The 14,957-nt window shown below is 67.8% G+C and carries 17 protein-coding genes; 11 read left to right on the plus strand and 6 right to left on the minus strand.

Translation table 11 applies throughout. From position 1 onward, the window contains the following. Positions 1 to 280: 280 nt before the first annotated feature. Positions 281 to 1,582: a TonB-dependent receptor plug domain-containing protein gene (locus EK403_RS22760; protein ID WP_128778447.1), complete on the minus strand. Its 1,302-nt coding sequence runs from the start codon at positions 1,580 to 1,582 to the stop codon at positions 281 to 283. Between the two features lie 369 nt (positions 1,583 to 1,951). Between EK403_RS22760 and EK403_RS15850 the strand changes: the two genes are divergently transcribed. The 6 genes from EK403_RS15850 to EK403_RS15875 all read left to right on the plus strand — a co-directional run bounded on the left by EK403_RS15850 (position 1,952) and on the right by EK403_RS15875 (position 5,988). Beyond that, entirely contained in the window at positions 1,952 to 2,332 is a 381-nt protein-coding gene (locus EK403_RS15850) for a COG4315 family predicted lipoprotein (protein ID WP_128778448.1), read from the plus strand. Beyond that, complete coding sequence (locus tag EK403_RS15855; RefSeq protein WP_128778449.1) at positions 2,329 to 2,811, plus strand: DUF305 domain-containing protein; 483 nt, start codon at positions 2,329 to 2,331, stop codon at positions 2,809 to 2,811. Before EK403_RS15850 ends, EK403_RS15855 begins: the two co-directional genes overlap by 4 nt. Beyond that, positions 2,808 to 4,253, plus strand: a complete 1,446-nt coding sequence (locus tag EK403_RS15860; protein ID WP_128778450.1) for a YncE family protein — start codon at positions 2,808 to 2,810, stop codon at positions 4,251 to 4,253. Before EK403_RS15855 ends, EK403_RS15860 begins: the two co-directional genes overlap by 4 nt. Before the next feature lie 35 nt (positions 4,254 to 4,288). Further along, positions 4,289 to 4,810 (plus strand): RNA polymerase sigma factor, encoded by a 522-nt coding sequence (locus EK403_RS15865; protein WP_128778451.1) that lies wholly within the window; start codon positions 4,289 to 4,291, stop codon positions 4,808 to 4,810. Next, on the plus strand, positions 4,807 to 5,586 hold the full coding sequence (locus EK403_RS15870; RefSeq protein WP_128778452.1) for an anti-sigma factor family protein: 780 nt from the start codon (positions 4,807 to 4,809) through the stop codon (positions 5,584 to 5,586). The genes EK403_RS15865 and EK403_RS15870 overlap by 4 nt, the downstream gene beginning before the upstream one ends. A gap of 111 nt (positions 5,587 to 5,697) precedes the next feature. Beyond that, positions 5,698 to 5,988 carry a hypothetical protein gene (locus EK403_RS15875; RefSeq protein WP_128778453.1) on the plus strand — a complete coding sequence of 97 codons (291 nt, stop codon included), beginning with the start codon at positions 5,698 to 5,700 and terminating at the stop codon, positions 5,986 to 5,988. Positions 5,989 to 6,209: 221 nt separating this feature from the next. On the opposite strand, the gene EK403_RS15880 is transcribed toward EK403_RS15875, so the two are convergent. The 4 genes from EK403_RS15880 to EK403_RS15895 are packed head-to-tail and all read right to left on the minus strand — an operon-like array spanning position 6,210 to position 10,270. After that, positions 6,210 to 7,247, minus strand: coding sequence for an ABC transporter substrate-binding protein (locus tag EK403_RS15880; protein WP_164919630.1), 1,038 nt, complete (start codon positions 7,245 to 7,247; stop codon positions 6,210 to 6,212). 32 nt (positions 7,248 to 7,279) lie between these two features. Continuing rightward, complete coding sequence (locus tag EK403_RS15885; RefSeq protein ID WP_245479736.1) at positions 7,280 to 8,605, minus strand: heterodisulfide reductase-related iron-sulfur binding cluster; 1,326 nt, start codon at positions 8,603 to 8,605, stop codon at positions 7,280 to 7,282. After that, entirely contained in the window at positions 8,602 to 9,438 is an 837-nt protein-coding gene (locus EK403_RS15890; RefSeq protein ID WP_128778455.1) for an ABC transporter permease, read from the minus strand. The genes EK403_RS15885 and EK403_RS15890 overlap by 4 nt, the downstream gene beginning before the upstream one ends. A 10-nt stretch (positions 9,439 to 9,448) precedes the next feature. Beyond that, a complete protein-coding gene (locus EK403_RS15895; protein ID WP_128778456.1) occupies positions 9,449 to 10,270 on the minus strand; it encodes an ABC transporter ATP-binding protein in 822 nt (273 codons plus the stop codon). 220 nt (positions 10,271 to 10,490) lie between these two features. Between EK403_RS15895 and EK403_RS15900 the strand changes: the two genes are divergently transcribed. Then, positions 10,491 to 11,213 (plus strand): GntR family transcriptional regulator, encoded by a 723-nt coding sequence (locus EK403_RS15900; protein WP_164919631.1) that lies wholly within the window; start codon positions 10,491 to 10,493, stop codon positions 11,211 to 11,213. A 63-nt stretch (positions 11,214 to 11,276) separates the two neighbouring features. Then, a complete protein-coding gene (locus EK403_RS15905) occupies positions 11,277 to 11,651 on the plus strand; it encodes a RidA family protein (protein WP_128778550.1) in 375 nt (124 codons plus the stop codon). A 9-nt stretch (positions 11,652 to 11,660) separates the two neighbouring features. Here EK403_RS15905 and EK403_RS15910 read toward each other — a convergent pair whose 3' ends face one another. After that, positions 11,661 to 12,677: a formamidase gene (locus EK403_RS15910; protein ID WP_128778458.1), complete on the minus strand. Its 1,017-nt coding sequence runs from the start codon at positions 12,675 to 12,677 to the stop codon at positions 11,661 to 11,663. Between the two features lie 269 nt (positions 12,678 to 12,946). Here EK403_RS15910 and EK403_RS15915 point away from each other — a divergent pair, with 269 nt between their 5' ends. From EK403_RS15915 to EK403_RS23665, 3 genes are read left to right on the plus strand one after another with little or no spacing between them, the layout of a single operon-like run. After that, complete coding sequence (locus EK403_RS15915; protein ID WP_128778459.1) at positions 12,947 to 14,317, plus strand: CmpA/NrtA family ABC transporter substrate-binding protein; 1,371 nt, start codon at positions 12,947 to 12,949, stop codon at positions 14,315 to 14,317. Between the two features lie 11 nt (positions 14,318 to 14,328). Further along, the gene (locus EK403_RS23660) at positions 14,329 to 14,658 is read left to right on the plus strand and encodes an SH3-like domain-containing protein (protein ID WP_128778460.1); all 330 of its coding nucleotides are present in this window, start codon (positions 14,329 to 14,331) and stop codon (positions 14,656 to 14,658) included. After that, positions 14,655 to 14,957 (plus strand): SH3-like domain-containing protein, encoded by a 303-nt coding sequence (locus EK403_RS23665; RefSeq protein WP_128778461.1) that lies wholly within the window; start codon positions 14,655 to 14,657, stop codon positions 14,955 to 14,957. The genes EK403_RS23660 and EK403_RS23665 overlap by 4 nt, the downstream gene beginning before the upstream one ends.

Here is a 14,957-nt window from a genome sequence, read left to right on the forward strand (position 1 = left end):
CACGCCTCGACGGAATCCCAACGCAGAATCGGAAAACCAAGGACCCGCTCTAGGCAACTGCAATCGCTTGATGATCGTCGCCATGCGGAAGGGGCCGAATGCATAGCTGGACGATAAGTCGGCGCCCCTGCCCTTCCATGTGACGCTGCGGCGTCTTGGACCGGAGAGCGTTGAGCTGCTTGGTGGCGGCCTGACCACGACGCTGCACGCCGGATCTTCAGCCGCTCTGCCAACGATCATCCCCGGCGCGAGACGCCGCGCCGGGAATGACGCTCGTCGATCAGACGAGCAGGAAGTCGTTGGCGTTGAGCGAAGCCTCGGTCACGCCGATGAGCGTGACGGATGTGGCGCCGTCGACCGTGATGACCGCGTTGCCGCCGACGTCGTTCGTCGCCGCGAGCACGGCGGCGAAATTGGCGAACTGCGACGATGAGAACTCGATGACGTCGCCGACCGCGGCGCCAGCCTGGAAGTCGGTGATCTGATCGTTTCCGAAGCTTCCGGAGAAGACGAACGTGTCGTTGTTCGCGCCGCCGGTGAGCCTGTCGGAGCCTGCGCCGCCGATCAACCGGTCGTTGCCGCCGCCGCCGCTGAGCGTGTCAACCGCAGCTCCGCCGCTCAGCGTGTCGGCTCCGCCTGCGCCGTTCAGCGTGTCGGCTCCGCCTGCGCCCGTCAGAGAGTCGGCGGCGCCGCCGCCGGCGATCGTGTCGTTGAACCCGTAGCCGCTGAACGTGTCCGCGCCCGAGCCCCCTGTGAAGTTGATCGCGTTGGCGGCGAGATGGGTGTTCAGGACCGCCGTGTTGCCCTGCATCGTATCGTAGACGAGGTTGTGCACGGCGTTGCCGGAGCCGGAGCCGCTCAGGCCGAAGCCGCTGACGCTGACGTCCGGCGTCGTCGTGAAGTCGTCGGAGCCCGAGGAATAGCTGAGCCCCGCGCCGAACTCGATCGAGTCCAGCGTCCCGGCGAGCACGTGGGTGGCGAAGTCGTAATTCAGGCTGCCGGCCGACCCGGAGTCGAACACCGCCGCTTGCCCGTCGGCGATGGGCAGGGTGATGTCGGAGCTGTCGGACACCGCGAACTCGTCGCCCGAGAAGTCCGTCGGATTGTCCACGTCGACGCGCGACAGCAGTTCCGGGTCGACGAAGACGAAGGCGGTGGAGCCGTGGCCGGCCTGCTGGAAGTTCTGGCGGGCGCCGTCGATCGTCATGTTCACGCGGCCCTGGTCCTGCAGGCCGCGGATGTTGACGTTGACGCCCGGGTTCTGGCGGTCGATCGCCGTGTTGACGCCCGACACGCCGCGCAGGATGTCGGCGGTGTTGCGGGCCCCGCCGCGCTCGTCGATCGCCTCGCGGCCGACCTGCGCCACGCTCGACGGCGTCTCGTAGACGGCGTCCGAGGCTCCCTGCCAACCGCGCAGCATCCGGCCGATCACCTCGATCTCCTCGAGGGCGGTCTCGTCAGTGGCTGATTGGCTTTCGGCGGCCTCCTGCGCCTGGAGTTGGCCTTCGACCGGCCCCAACGCCAAGACGCATGTCGCGACCGCGAGAGACGCGGCGGCCCGCCGCTTGCGACCGTTCGTCATGACCACCAGCCCGCAAATCCACGAATAGTCTAAGTGGAACAGTTCTATTTACTTAGCCTATACGCAGACTTTATACATCTAGGCGCAGATCATTGGCAAATTCGACAATAGACGATGACAACAAAATGTTATTTTAGTTTTTCTAGACTTAGACTCTGAGCATCTCCTTAGGTTGTCGAACTGAAGAGATATCGTCGACCGGCAAGGCGCAGCCTCTAATCGGGCGCGGGGATAGCCAATATGCTCAAGGTCCCGACGACGGCCGCTCGAACAGAGCCGGCGGGCGGATGCGAAAAAAATCGACGGAGCGGGAATAGAGGCAGGCGCCGCGATGTCCTTCCTCCGTGACCCGCAGCATTGGAGGATCCCATGCGCAGCGTTTCGCTTCTGCTTGCAGCCGCCATCACGAGCGTCAGCGCAATTGCCGCGTTGGCCGCCGAACCCGCCAAGACCGCCGAGACGTCGAAGGGCAAGACGCTCGTCGATGCGCAGGGCATGACGCTCTACACCTTCATCAAGGACGCCGACGGCAAGTCCGCCTGCAACGGTCCCTGCGCCAAGAACTGGCCTCCCCTCGCGGCCTCTGGCGGCGCGGCGGAGAAGGGATGGTCCGTGGTCGTGCGCGACGACGGCTCCAAGCAGTGGGCCTACAAGGGCAAGCCGCTCTATACCTTCGCGAAGGACGCCAAACCCGGCGACGTCACGGGCGATGGTTTCTTGAACGGCGCCTGGAGCGTCGCCCAGCCATGAGGCTCGCGAGCGGCGCCGCGCTGCTTCTGGCGGCGGCGATCGGCGGCGCGTGCGTCGGAACGGCCGTCGCTCAGGAGGCGGCGTGCCCGACCTGCGGCGCGCCTATGGCCAAGGACAACGCCGACGAAGCTCCGTTCCTGGCGGAGAACGCCGCCGCTATGGACAGAATGATGGCCGACATGGCCGTGAAACCGACGGGCGATCTCGATCGCGACTTCGTGGCGATGATGTCGCCCCACCACCAGGGCGCGATCGACATGGCCGTCGCCTATCTCCGCTACGGCAAGAACCCGCGCCTCATGCGCCTCGCGCAAGAGATCATCGTCACGCAGCAGCAGGAGATCGCGGCCATGCGGATCGCTATCGGCGAGGCGCCTGGCGCTCCCGCCCCGGCGCCCACCGCGCCTGGTCGCGAAGCTGCGCCAGACGCCTCCCGCCACCGCCCTCATATGTCCTCCGTAACAGAGCCTAAGCCATGAAGCGCAGCCTGATTTTCCCCGGCCTTCTCGCGGGATCGAGCCTTCTCGGCCTGTCCCCCGCACTCGCCGGACAGGCTCCGGGCGCAGCGTCCGCGCCGGACGTCGCCGTCAGCCATCGCGACCGCGTCTACGCCGCCGAGCAGTTCTCGAACACGGTGTCGGTGACGGATCCGGCGTCGAACAAGCTGCTCGGCGTCATCCGTCTCGGCGATCCGCAGCCCGGCAACCTCAGCCCGCTCTACAAGGGCCAGGTCCTGGTTCACGGCATGGGCTTTTCGTCCGACCACAGGACGCTCGCCGTGGTCTCGATCGGCTCGAACTCGGTGACGTTCATCGACACCGCAACCAACGCGGTGAAGCGGACGACCTATGTCGGGCGTTCGCCGCATGAGGCCTTCTTCACGCCGAACGGAAAAGAGGTGTGGGTCACCGTGCGCGGCGAGGACTACGTCGCGGTGCTCGACGCCTCGACCTTCGAGGAGAAGACACGGATCAAGGTCGCGGCTGGCCCCGGCATGACCATCTTCTCGCCGGACGGGACCTATGGCTATGTCTGCTCGTCCTTCAATCCTGAAACCGCCGTCATCTCCGTCGCCGACCACAAGGTGATCGGCAAGATGAAGCAGGATTCGCCGTTCTGCCCGAACATCGCCGCGACGCCCGACGGCGCCCAGATTTGGCTGACGTTGAAGGACATCGGCCGGACGATGGCGTTCAACGCCCGCCCGCCGTTCAACGTGCTGAAGACGATCGACACCGGCCCGATCACCAACCACGTCAATTTCGCCGCGACGCCAAAGGGCACGTTCGCCTATGTGACGGTCGGCGGATTGAATCAGGTGAAGGTCTTCCGCACCGACGACTTCAGCCAGGTCGCGACCATCCCGGTCGGCGCGCTGCCGCATGGCCTCTGGCCCTCGGGCGACGGGTCGAGGATCTATGTCGGACTTGAGAACGCGGACGCGCTCGCGGCGATCGACACCGCGACGAACGCGGTCGTCGCGACCGTGCCGATCGGCCAGGCCCCGCAGGCGCTCGCCTATGTGCCGAACGCCGTGCCGGAGGGCGATGGTCTGCAAAACCTGCAGCCGCTCGCCGGCGCCGGCGGAGTGTTCCATTTGACGCTTGCGCGGGCCGGCGAGAAGACGATCGCGCAGACCACCGTCTCGCTGTTCGACCAAGGCCTGACGCAGGTGCTTCAGGGCGCCGTCACGGGGCTCGAGCCGAAGAAGCGCTATGTGCTCGCGCTCGCCGAAAATCCGGATGGCGGCGGCGACCGGCAGCCGCTCGCGGCCTTCATGACGAACCCGGCCGGCTCGGCGATCGTGAACGCGGTCGGGCCGATCCGGCAGATCGTCAATGAGAGCCAGACGGACCGCCGCCGCTATCTCGTGATCGCCGCTGACGACCATGGCCCCGCGATCCAGTCCCAGGTCGAGTGATTCAGCAGCGGCCGGAGGGCGAAGGCGCCGACGCCATGCAGGACATGATCGTTCTCGTCGAGCCGCTGATCCCGGCGCTGCGCCGGTACGCCCGCTCGCTGCTCCGCGAGCCGGCGGCGGCCGACGACCTGGTCCAGGACTGCCTCGAACGGGCGATCACCCGCTGGGGGCAGCGTCGGTCGGATTGCGACGTGCGGTCTTGGCTGTTCGCCATCCTGCACAATCTGGCGATCAATCAGATGCGCCAGGCGGCGCGGCGCGGCGTCCACGTCGCGATCGAGGACTCTGACGAGACGGCCTTCTCTCGCGCGCCGACGCAGGAGGACGGGATACGGCATCGCGATATTCACGACGCGCTCGAAGCTCTCCCCGAGGAGCAGCGCAGCGTGATCCTGCTCGTATCAGTCGAAGGCCTGAGCTACGCCGACACCGCGAAGGTCCTGGGCGTGCCGATCGGCACGGTCATGTCGCGGCTGTCGCGTGGCCGAGAACGCCTCCAGCGCAGTCTCGACACCGGCGTCGTCGTCAAGACGCCCAACCTGCGGAGAGTGAAATGAGTTCGGTTCGTCCGATTTCGGAGGACGACCTCCACGCTTATATCGACGGCGCTCTGGATGGCGCTCGGAGGGCCGAAGTCGAAGCCTATCTCGCGGAGAACCCCGAGGTCGCAAAGCGTGTGCAGGGTTTGGCCGAGCAGCGGACGATGCTGAAACGAGCGTTCGACCCGATCGCTCAGGAGCCCGTCCCGCCGGAGCTCAGCATCTCGCGAATGATCGAAGCCCGCCGCCGGCCCGCGTCCTTCTCATCCTGGCGCTCCATGGCCGCCGCTGCAGCGCTCCTCGCGGTCGGCGCCGGAGGCGGCTGGTATGGCCGCGCCGCGGTCGACGGCGCGCCTGTCGGGATCGCCGCGCTCGCGCAGGAGGCCTCCGACAGCTTCGCGACCTTCGCATCCGACCGCGGCCGCCCGGTCGAGATCAAGGCGGAGGACAGCGCGTCGTTGATCCGCTGGGTTTCGAACCGCCTGAAGAGGCCCGTCTTGGCCCCGGACCTCGCCTCTTCCGGATATCGCTTCATGGGCGGGCGGGTCGTGCCGACGCCGCACGGGCCCGCAGGCATGTTCATGTATGACGACGACCGCGGCTCGCGGATCGTCATGCTGACGCGGCCGATGGCGGCGGAGAAGGACAGGCCGGTCGCGCGCCAGCCCGGAGGCGATATTGCGCGCTTCGCCTGGGCGGAAGGCGGAATGGGCTACAGCCTTGTCGGCGATGTCGCGCCGGACGTGCTGAGCCCGCTGGCGCAGCAGATTAGCAAGCAGATTAACGAGACGTGATCTGCGTTTTTCGAATGGCGCTTATGTCGTATTGCAGGATAAGATAGGAATAGGAAGACTCTTCGAATTGTCTAACCCATACGATCAGTTCAGATCGATGGAGAAAGACAGATGAAGACCTCAGTCATTCGCGCCGCTCTGGCCGCCCTCATGCTCTCCGGTCCCGCGGCCGCCTTCGCGAACACGGCGTCTTATTCGGGCGCCGTCGGCGGCCCGGTTGAGCTCGCCTACGCCCATGATGCTGGCGCCCGCAAGGCCGACGATGCGGTCTACGGCCAGGATCGCTGGGGTCGCGGAACGGGACCTCAGCGTTCCGAGGACGGCTCTCAACACGGCCACTCCTCGTTCATTCCGCGGAGCGACGCACTGACGAACTGGAGCGGCAACGACAACCAGGGCTGAATTTCCGGCGATGCGGCGACGGGATCGGACGGAAGGGATCGCCTTCCGCTCCGACCCGCGTCGACCTCGCTCACTCCGGTCAGCTCTAGACTTCGCTTCAACGCGCATCCCGCCGAAGAAAAAGTCCATGACTTCTGATAGCGTTCAGAACATCCGCGAACCGGCGGGCTGACGCCTCATTTGATGATACGCGAAAACGGAGGCGATTAGCCCGGTCGAAGCTAGGTCCGCGGCCGGCTCGGGCCGTTGATGTCCGCCAGCAAGTCGTTGGTGTAGAGGCCCGCGGGATCCACCGCTTTGTCGAGCTGACCGGTCGCGAGCATGTAGTCGACGACGGCGGTCCACGCCTTCGGATCATAATAGCCCCAGGGCTGGCCGTCGGGCTTCGGCGCGTCAGCGAGGAAGCTCGCGAGGACGCGCTCCTGGTCCTTCGCCGCCTGCTCATCCGACACGCCCGGCGGCAGCGTCTCGGGGAATTTCTTGTAATAGGCCGCGATGCAGGCTTTCGGCTCCTCGCGGCAGAACTGCTGGCCGCGGTTGAAGGCGCGCGCCATGCCGACGGCCTCGGCGCGGTTCGCCTCGAGATAGGCGGAACTCGTCATCATGCTCCAGCCGAAGATCGGCGCCACCTGCGGCGACATCAGATAGCGGAATTTCGCTCCCCGGTTCTCGAACCCGGCGTAGTTCAGCGTGTTGGTCGCCAACGCCGCGACCTGTCCGGTCTGCAGCGCCTTCAGCGCGGCCGGTCCGGCGCCGACGTCCACCAGCTTGAAGTCACGGTCGAGCTTGAGGTCGGCGGAGGAGAGGATCGCCTGGGTCGTGTAGAACTGGACGGCGGTCAGCGAGTGCAGCCCGATCGTCTTGTCCTTCAGGTCGGCGATCGTCTTGATCGGGCCATCCTCGAGCACCGCGAGCGGAAACGGGCTGCGCGAGGTGAAGCCGAAGAAGAACTTCAGGGGCGCGCCCTTGGAGTAGGCCACCACCGCGTTCTCGGGCGGCGGCATGCCGTATTGCGCGCTGCCGTTGACGATCTGCTGGATCAGGACGCTCGCCCCCTTCACCGTCTGGATCTGGACCTTCAGGCCCTCCTCGGCGAGATAGCCCTTCTGCTCCGCGACCGCCCAGGGCGCGTTGCGGATGTCGATCTGCGGCACGGGCTGCAGCAGGGTCACGGTCTTGAGCTCGGCCGCGGAGGCTCCGCCGCAGGCGAGCAGAACGGCCGCGGCGGCCGCGGTCCAGAGGGCGCGGATGGGTGTCATGCTCGTCTCCTGATCGGGATCGTCCGTGAAGGTCATGCATGCGCCGGCGACGCGACGCGCAGCGGCAGCGGCTGTTCGGACAGCATCGCTTCGAGCACCGCGGCCCGGACGTCGTCGAGCCTGAGTCCGTGATCGGCCGCCAGCTCGGAGACGTCGGCCACGATGGCGTCGACGTCCTGCATCAGCTTGAGCCGCTTGAAATGGTCCTCGCGCCTCAGCCCCATGCTCTCGCCGACGAGTTCGAGGAAGTTGACGACCTCGAAGGGCCAGTCGCGCTCGTGGCTGCAGAGCTCGCGATGGCAGGCGTGATAGACCCCGGCCAGCGCGTCCACGCCGGCGTCGGCCGCCGCCTCCAGAAGGCCGGCGTGCACGGAACGCTTATAGTCCGGCAGCGGCTGCAGCATGTTGCACATCCAGCCGACGCGCGGCTGCGCGAGATCGACGAAGTCGAGCCCCGGCACGGCGCGGAGGATGCGCTCGGCCGCGGCGCTTACGCCCGCGACGCCCGGATGCTCATGCAGGCCGACGCGCTTGTTCACGGGCCGCGTCAGATGCGGCTTCAGCCTGTCGAGATGGCGGTCGAGGAACACCACGAAGGCTTCGAGCTCGGGCGTGAGCCGGGCTTCGCCGGAGCCCGCCATGCCGGGCATGACGTTCTCGCCGAGCTGAACCTGGCAGGTCGGGCACCAGGAGAGGACCGCGCCGGCCCGGAAACGCGAGAAGCGCTCGACCGTGCGGTAGCCGATGCGCTCGGCTCCATCGAGGTCGCCGGCGCGGAACTGCAGCACGCCGCAGCAGTCGCCGGGCCCGCCCATGACCGCGTAGGAGACGCTCAGCGCGTCGAGGATGTCGAAGCAGAGCAGCGCGATATGCGGCGTCTTCAGCAGATTGCAGCCGGTGTAGAACAGGACCTCGGGAGCGGTCTCGCCCGGGTCCTCGCGCTCGAACCTCGCGAGCACCGCCGGCGGCAACTGGATGCGGGACAGGATGCGGACGCCACGGCTCATCGCGCGGAAGGCGACGGCGCCGGCCTTTCGCTGCGCCTCTTCACCCCTGCGCTGCGCCAGCGTGAGCTTCGCGAGCGACAGCATGAAGCGCGGGTTGACGCCCGCTCCGCAGGCCGGAATGCAGGCGCCGCTGCCGGAGCAGGCGCTCGCCCAGCGCTCGGCGGAGGGAGACCCCTCTCCCCCGGAGACGAGATCCAGCGCGCCATCGACGGTCCCGGCCGGATCGGCCCGGTCGAGCCCTGCCGGTCCGGTCATCGGGCAGACTTCGAAGCAGCGCGCGCAGCGCGTGCAGCGGTCGAGGACGTCCCGCGCGCGCAGCGCAAGCGCGGCCGCGAAGGCGCCGCCGGTCACGGGGCGTCGCCCCGCCGCGCGACCCAATAGGTCACCTTACGCTCGACGGCCCGGACCGTGACGTTGATCGTGAGCCCGATCGCGGCCAGCATCACCAGGATGACCAGCATGCCGGCCGTGTCGAGATTGGTCTGCGCCTGGAGCAGCAGCACGCCGAGGCCCCGCTGCGCCCCGACGAATTCGGCTACGATCGCGCCGGTCAGCGCGAGGACGGCGGCGACGTTGAGGCCGGCGAAGATCGCGGGCGCGGCCGAGGGCAGCCGGACATAGCGAAAGGTCTGCCAGCGCGTCGCCCTGAACACCCGCATCAGGTCCATGCGCTGCGGGTCCTGGATGGCGAGCCCGCTCATGGCGTTGATCAGCACCGGGAAGAAGGTGATGAGCGCAACCAGCAGGACCTTGGACTCGACGCCGAAGCCGAGCCACAGGATGACGAACGGCGCGACCGCGACCTTCGGCAGCGACTGGATCGCCACCAGGTAGGGAAACAGCAGCCGGCCCGCCCGCTCGAACTCGCTGACCGCGACGGCGAGCAGGAAGCCGAGGCTCGCGCCGATCGAGAAGCCGGCCACGACCTCGAACACCGTGACGCCGAGATGCTCCCAGTAAAGCCCGCGTGAGACGCCCCGCATGAATGCCTCGAGGACCGCGGAGGGCGCGGCGAACATCAGCGGCGAGACGTCGAACAGCCTGACCAGGGCCTCCCAGGCGCCGATGACGCCGACGAACAGCGCGGCCGACAGCGCCCGGTTCGTCCAGCGCACGCGGCCCCTGGAGGCGGGACGGCGACGCGCGGCGGGCGCGACGGCGAGCGGAACGGCTGCGTCGGTCATGGCGCGTCCCTCATTCGCTCCCGCCGTCCTCGAGGAAATGGGCCCTCGCCCGCTCGCACACAGCGGCGAAGTCGGGGGACGAAAGGGTCTTGGGCGTGCGCGGCCGCGGGATCGGGACAGGTATCTCCTCGGCGATGCGGCCCGGGCGCGGGGTCATCACCACGACGCGGTCGGCGAGGAAGGCGGCCTCGGCGATCGAATGGGTGATGAGCAGGACCGCGACGCGGCTCTGTTCGGCGATGCGGGCGAGCTCGAGGTTCATGCGCTCGCGCGTCAGCGCGTCGAGCGCGCCGAAGGGCTCGTCCATCAGCAGCACACGGGGCTTCGTCATCAGCGCGCGGACGATCGCGGCGCGCTGGCGCATGCCGCCGGACAGCGAAGACGGCCAGGACTGCGAGAAGCCCGTGAGCCCGACATTCTCGAGCAGCCTCTCGGCCTCGGCCCGCGCCGCCGACATGTCGCGTCCCGCGAGGCGCGCGGGCAGCGTGACGTTGTCGATGACGTTGAACCAGGGGAGCATCACGGCGTCCTGGAACACCACGCCGATCTCCCCGCGGGGCTCGACGATCGGCGCGCCGTCAAAGGAGGCCGCCCCTTCCCTCGGCGAGATCAGTCCGGCCGCGATCCGCAGCAGCGTGGATTTCCCGCAGCCGGACGCCCCGACGATCGCGACGAACTCGCCGGGCGCGACGTCGAGGTCGACGCAATCAAGCGCGCGAAGCGGGCAGCTCTCGGTCCCGAAGACATGTCCGACCCGCTCGAAGCGCAAGATTGGCCTCGCGCCGTCGGGGCGGGCGGCGTGAACGTCGGCGAGGGCTGCTGCTGCGGACATCCGGGCTCCTGGACCTGGCCGTGAGGCTCGCAAGCGGCGTGCCATGCGAAAACGCCTCCAATCCCAAGAAAGCGAGGAAGCAGGCGCTTACGCGATGGCCTTCCGCCGGCGCCCTCCGTGCATCAACGACGTTTTCTCGACAAAATGCTTAGGACGCCGCGCGGCGGGGCGCCGCGTGCTGCAAAAGACAAGGCCGAAGGACGATGCGGACGGCGGCGCAATGAACGACGATGAGAGCGCCGCGGGCCGCCCACCCAAGACGGGCCGCACGCTCGAGGCTTTGCGGCGCGACATCGGCGCGCTCGCGTTGGCGCCCGGCGCGAAGCTCGCGACCGTCGCGCTCGCCGCCCGCTACGGCGTCGGCCAGGCGCCGGTGCGCGAGGCGCTCTCGATCCTCGCCGGCGAGGGCCTCGTGCTGCGCGAAAGCCGCCGGGGCTTCCGCGTCGCGCCGATGTCGCTCGCGGCGCTCGACGAACTGACCGAGACGCGCGTGACGCTGGAGCTCGCCTTTCTTTCGCGGGCGATCGCGGCGGGCGACGGCGGTTGGAAGACGCGCGTCAGGCGGGCGCTCGATCTGCTGCTGCCGGCTCTCCAGCTGGTGGGCGATTCACGACGCCTCGACCCCGCCTGGGAGGAGGCGCATCGACGCTTCCATTTCGCGCTGATCGGCGCCGACGAGGCGGCGACGCTGTTCGGCCTCAGTCGTGCGCTCTACGACCGTTACGACCGCTATCGCCTCGCCGCGGTTCCGCGCCGCGCCTTCCTCGCGGGGATCGCGGACGACCATGCCGAAATCGCCGAGGCGGCGCTCGCAGGCGACGCGATCCGGGCCTCGGCGGTGCTGCGCCGACACATCGAGGACGCCTCCCGAACGCTCCGCGACAACATCGTCGCGCTCGGACTCGCAGTCGAGAACGGCCAGGTGCGCCTGCCGCTGGCCTGAGGCTTGCCTGACGGCGGCGTGCAACGCTCAGAGAGGCGCCTGATGTCCGAACCCGTCTTCTTCATGATCCCCGACGCGCCGACGCCGGTCGCGCCGTTCTCTCACGCGGTCGAAGCGGACGGCTGGGTGTTCGTCACCGGCCAAATGCCGACCTGGCCCGACGATGACGACCGGCCGCCGCCGGAGGGCGTCGAAGGGCAGACGGCGCGGGTCATGGAGAACCTCATCCTCGTGCTGAACGGAATGGGGCTCGGCCTCGAACATGTCGTGCAGGCACGCGTCTTCATCACCCGCTTCAAGGAGGACTATGCGGCCATGAACGCCGTCTACGCCTCCTACTTCCCGGCCGACCGGCGCCCGGCGCGCACCTGCGTCGGCGTCACGGGCCTCGCCCGCGACGCCCTGGTCGAGATCGACTTCATCGCCCGGCGGAGCTGACCATCCGCCTCACTCCGCCGCGCTCTTGAGCCGTTCGCCGTAGAGCCGGGTCGGGGCGGGAAAGCCGCAGGACGTGCCGTCCGTGACCCTGACCTCGTCCTCCCACGGAAGCCGGTACTTTCCCGCCACCATGTCGCGCATGAAGGTGTAGGGGCAGTCCTGCGCGCCGCCCTTGACCGCGACATAGGCGCGGTGGCCGAGCTGGTAGATGTTGTTCTCGACGCCCCAGCCGATGCGGGCCTCGCGCACGAGGTCGGGCCGGACCTCGGCCGTGATGATCTCGTCCGGCCGGCCGGTGGTTCCGTGCGCGATCACCGTCCCGTCGAAGTTGACGATCATGCCCTCGCCCATCGAGTCGAAGGAGCCGTCGGAGCCGCACATGCAGACATTCGCGGTCACCATCAGGTTCTGGAAGGCGTTGGCCTGGTTGGTGAAGCGCCAGCTCTGGCGGATCGGCGCGGTGTAGCCCGCGGTGCGGATCATGATCTCCGCGCCCTTGTAGGCGCACTCGCGCGCCATCTCGGGGAACATGCCGTCATGGCAGATGATCAGCGCGATCTTCGCGCCGTTCGGCCCTTCGATGACCGGTATGCCGAAATCGCCCGGCTCCCACGGCTCGACGGGCGTCCAGGGGTGCATCTTGCGGTAATTCAGCCGGATCTCGCCCTGGTCGTCGATGATCAGCCCGGTGTTGTAGGGCATGCCGCCCGGGTTGAGCTCCATGATGGAGAAGCAGCCCCAGATCCTGTTGTCGACGCAGGCCTTTTTGAAGGCCGCGACCTCCGGCCCGTCGACCCGGCACATGATCTCGGGGTTGATGTCCATCGACAGGCCGTGCAGCGCGTATTCGGGGAAGACCACGAGGTCCATGGTCCCGAGGTTCCGCCGCGCCTTGCCCACCATCTCGACGATGCGCCGGGTCTGTTTCGCGAGATCGTCGGGGGTCGCGACGACGGGCAGCTGCAGCTGCACGAGGCCGATGACGACGCCATTCTGCGATTTGTTCAGTCCGCCAAGTCCGTTCATCGTCGTGATCTCCAACCTTGCGTTGCGCCGGCCAGAGTCGGCGCATCCTGTTGCATTCAGGATGGATGAGAAACCAGGGAGGACACAGTCTAAATTCTATTCGCCCGCAAGCCTAGTGAGCGGGCCCGAGTCTCTGATCTCGTCATTAGAAATACTAATCACCCCATAGCTTCCCAGCGCCCGCATTTTACATGGGGAGCCGCGCGAAGGTCTGGCACGATGGTTGCTGATTGGCGGGCCGAAACCGCTCACGCCAAGGACGCAGCCACATGAACGATCCGGACCGGGCCTCGGGACTGAGGCCGAGCTGCGCCTGCGGCTGCGGCGGGGCGATCGACGAGCATCGTGAGACGCTCGGCGCGGGAATGCGCCGCGGGGCCTATGCCGGCGTCGAAAACTATGTCGACCGGGTGGTCGAGACGACGCTGCTCAACGCGATCGCGCCCGATCCGACGTTCCGCCGCGCCTTCCTGAAGGCGGTCGGCGCCTCCACGGCGCTCGCAGCAATCTCGCAGCTTCTGCCGCTCACGGCGGCCCGGGCCATCGCGCAGGAGGCGGCCAAGCCCGAGAAGACGAAGCTGAACGTCGGCTACGTGCCGATCACCTGCACGGTTCCGCTGCTGCTCGCCCACGCCATGGGCGAGTACGGCAAGGAAGGGCTCGAGGTGAACCTCGCCCGCACGCCGGGCTGGGCGATCGTGCGCGACAAGCTGCTGTCGGCCGAGTTCGACGCCAGCCATCTCGTGCTCGCCATGCCGATGACCATGACGATGGGCGTCGGAGGTCCGGCGCTCAACACCTACGTCTCGTCCGTGCAGAACGTGAACGGCAACGCCATCACGCTCGCGGTCAAGCACAAGGACCGGCGGGATCCGAAGGACTGGAAGGGATTCAAGTTCGGCATACCCCACCAGCATTCGATGCACGCCATGCTGCTGCGCTACTACCTCGCCGAGAACGGGCTCGACCCTGACCGGGACGTGGAGCTCCGGGTGTTCCCGCCGCCGGACTCGGTCGCCAACATGGCGGCCGGCAATCTCGACGGCATGCTGTTCGCCGAGCCCTGGGGCCAGCGCGCGGTGTTCGAGGGTGTCGGCTTCCTGCACATGCTGACGCGCGACATCTTCCCGAACCATCCGTGCTGCGTGGTCTCGGTCACCGACAGGTTCATCCGCGAGAGCCCCAACAGCTACGGAGCGATGTTCCGCGCCGTGGTGCGGGCGACGGAGTTCGCGGACAAGGCCGAAAACCGCAAGCAGGTGGCGGAGCTGCTCGCGCCCGCGGCCTATCTCAACCAGCCCAGGACGGTGCTGGAGCAGGTGCTCATGGGCCGCTACGCCGACGGACTCGGCAAGGTGGTCAACGAACCCGACCGCATCGGCTTCAAGCCGTTCCCCTACGAGTCGACGGCGGTCTGGCTGCTCACCCAGCTGCGCCGCTGGAACATGGTCCCGGCCGACATCGACTACCAGGCGATGGCCAGACAGGTGTTTCTCGCGACCGACGCCGCGAAGCGCATGCGGGAGATCGGCTTCGAGGCGCCGAGCTCGGGTTCGGTCACGCATGTCATCATGGGCAAGGCGTTCGATCCGTCGACGCCGCAGGCCTATGTCGATAGCTTCGCCATCAAACGCGCCTGAAGGCATCGCCCATGACACGCGGCTATCACGACATCGGCGGCGACGCCGCCGGCCCCATCCCCATCGTCGAGCTTCCCTGGCTGCATTGGGAGAAGCAGGTCGAGGCGATCCGCAACCTGCTGGGCGACGGAACGCGCCGCATGATGTCGCTCGACGAGCTTCGCCGGGGCTTCGAGTCCTTCGGGGAGGACAAGTACAGGACGCTTTCGTTCTATCGCCGGCGCATCGAGGCGATGATCGACGTGCTGATCGAGAAGGAGGTCTTCACGCGCGAAGAGCTGGACGCGGCGATCGCGGACGCCCGCGCGCGCTGGGAGCCGTCCCCGCCCTGCCGGTCATGAAACCGCGTTTCGACGCAGGCGACCGGGTGTCGGTGCTCGAGCTCGGCAAGGCCGGGCACATCCGCACGCCCTTCTACGTCCGGCATAAAAGCGGGGTGGTGCTGCGACGGTGCGGCGCCTTCCTGAATCCGGAGGACCTCTCGGTCGGAAACGTGGGAGGCCCGGTCGTCCCGCTCTACCGCGTGGGGTTCGCGATGACCGACCTCTGGGACGAGTACCGCGGCTCGCCCGCCGACATGCTCTGCATCGAGCTTTACGACCACTGGCTCACGCCGGCGGCGCCTGAGGGAGCGGGCTGA

Source organism: Hansschlegelia zhihuaiae (assembly GCF_004103825.1).
GTDB lineage: Bacteria > Pseudomonadota > Alphaproteobacteria > Rhizobiales > Methylopilaceae > Methylopila > Methylopila zhihuaiae.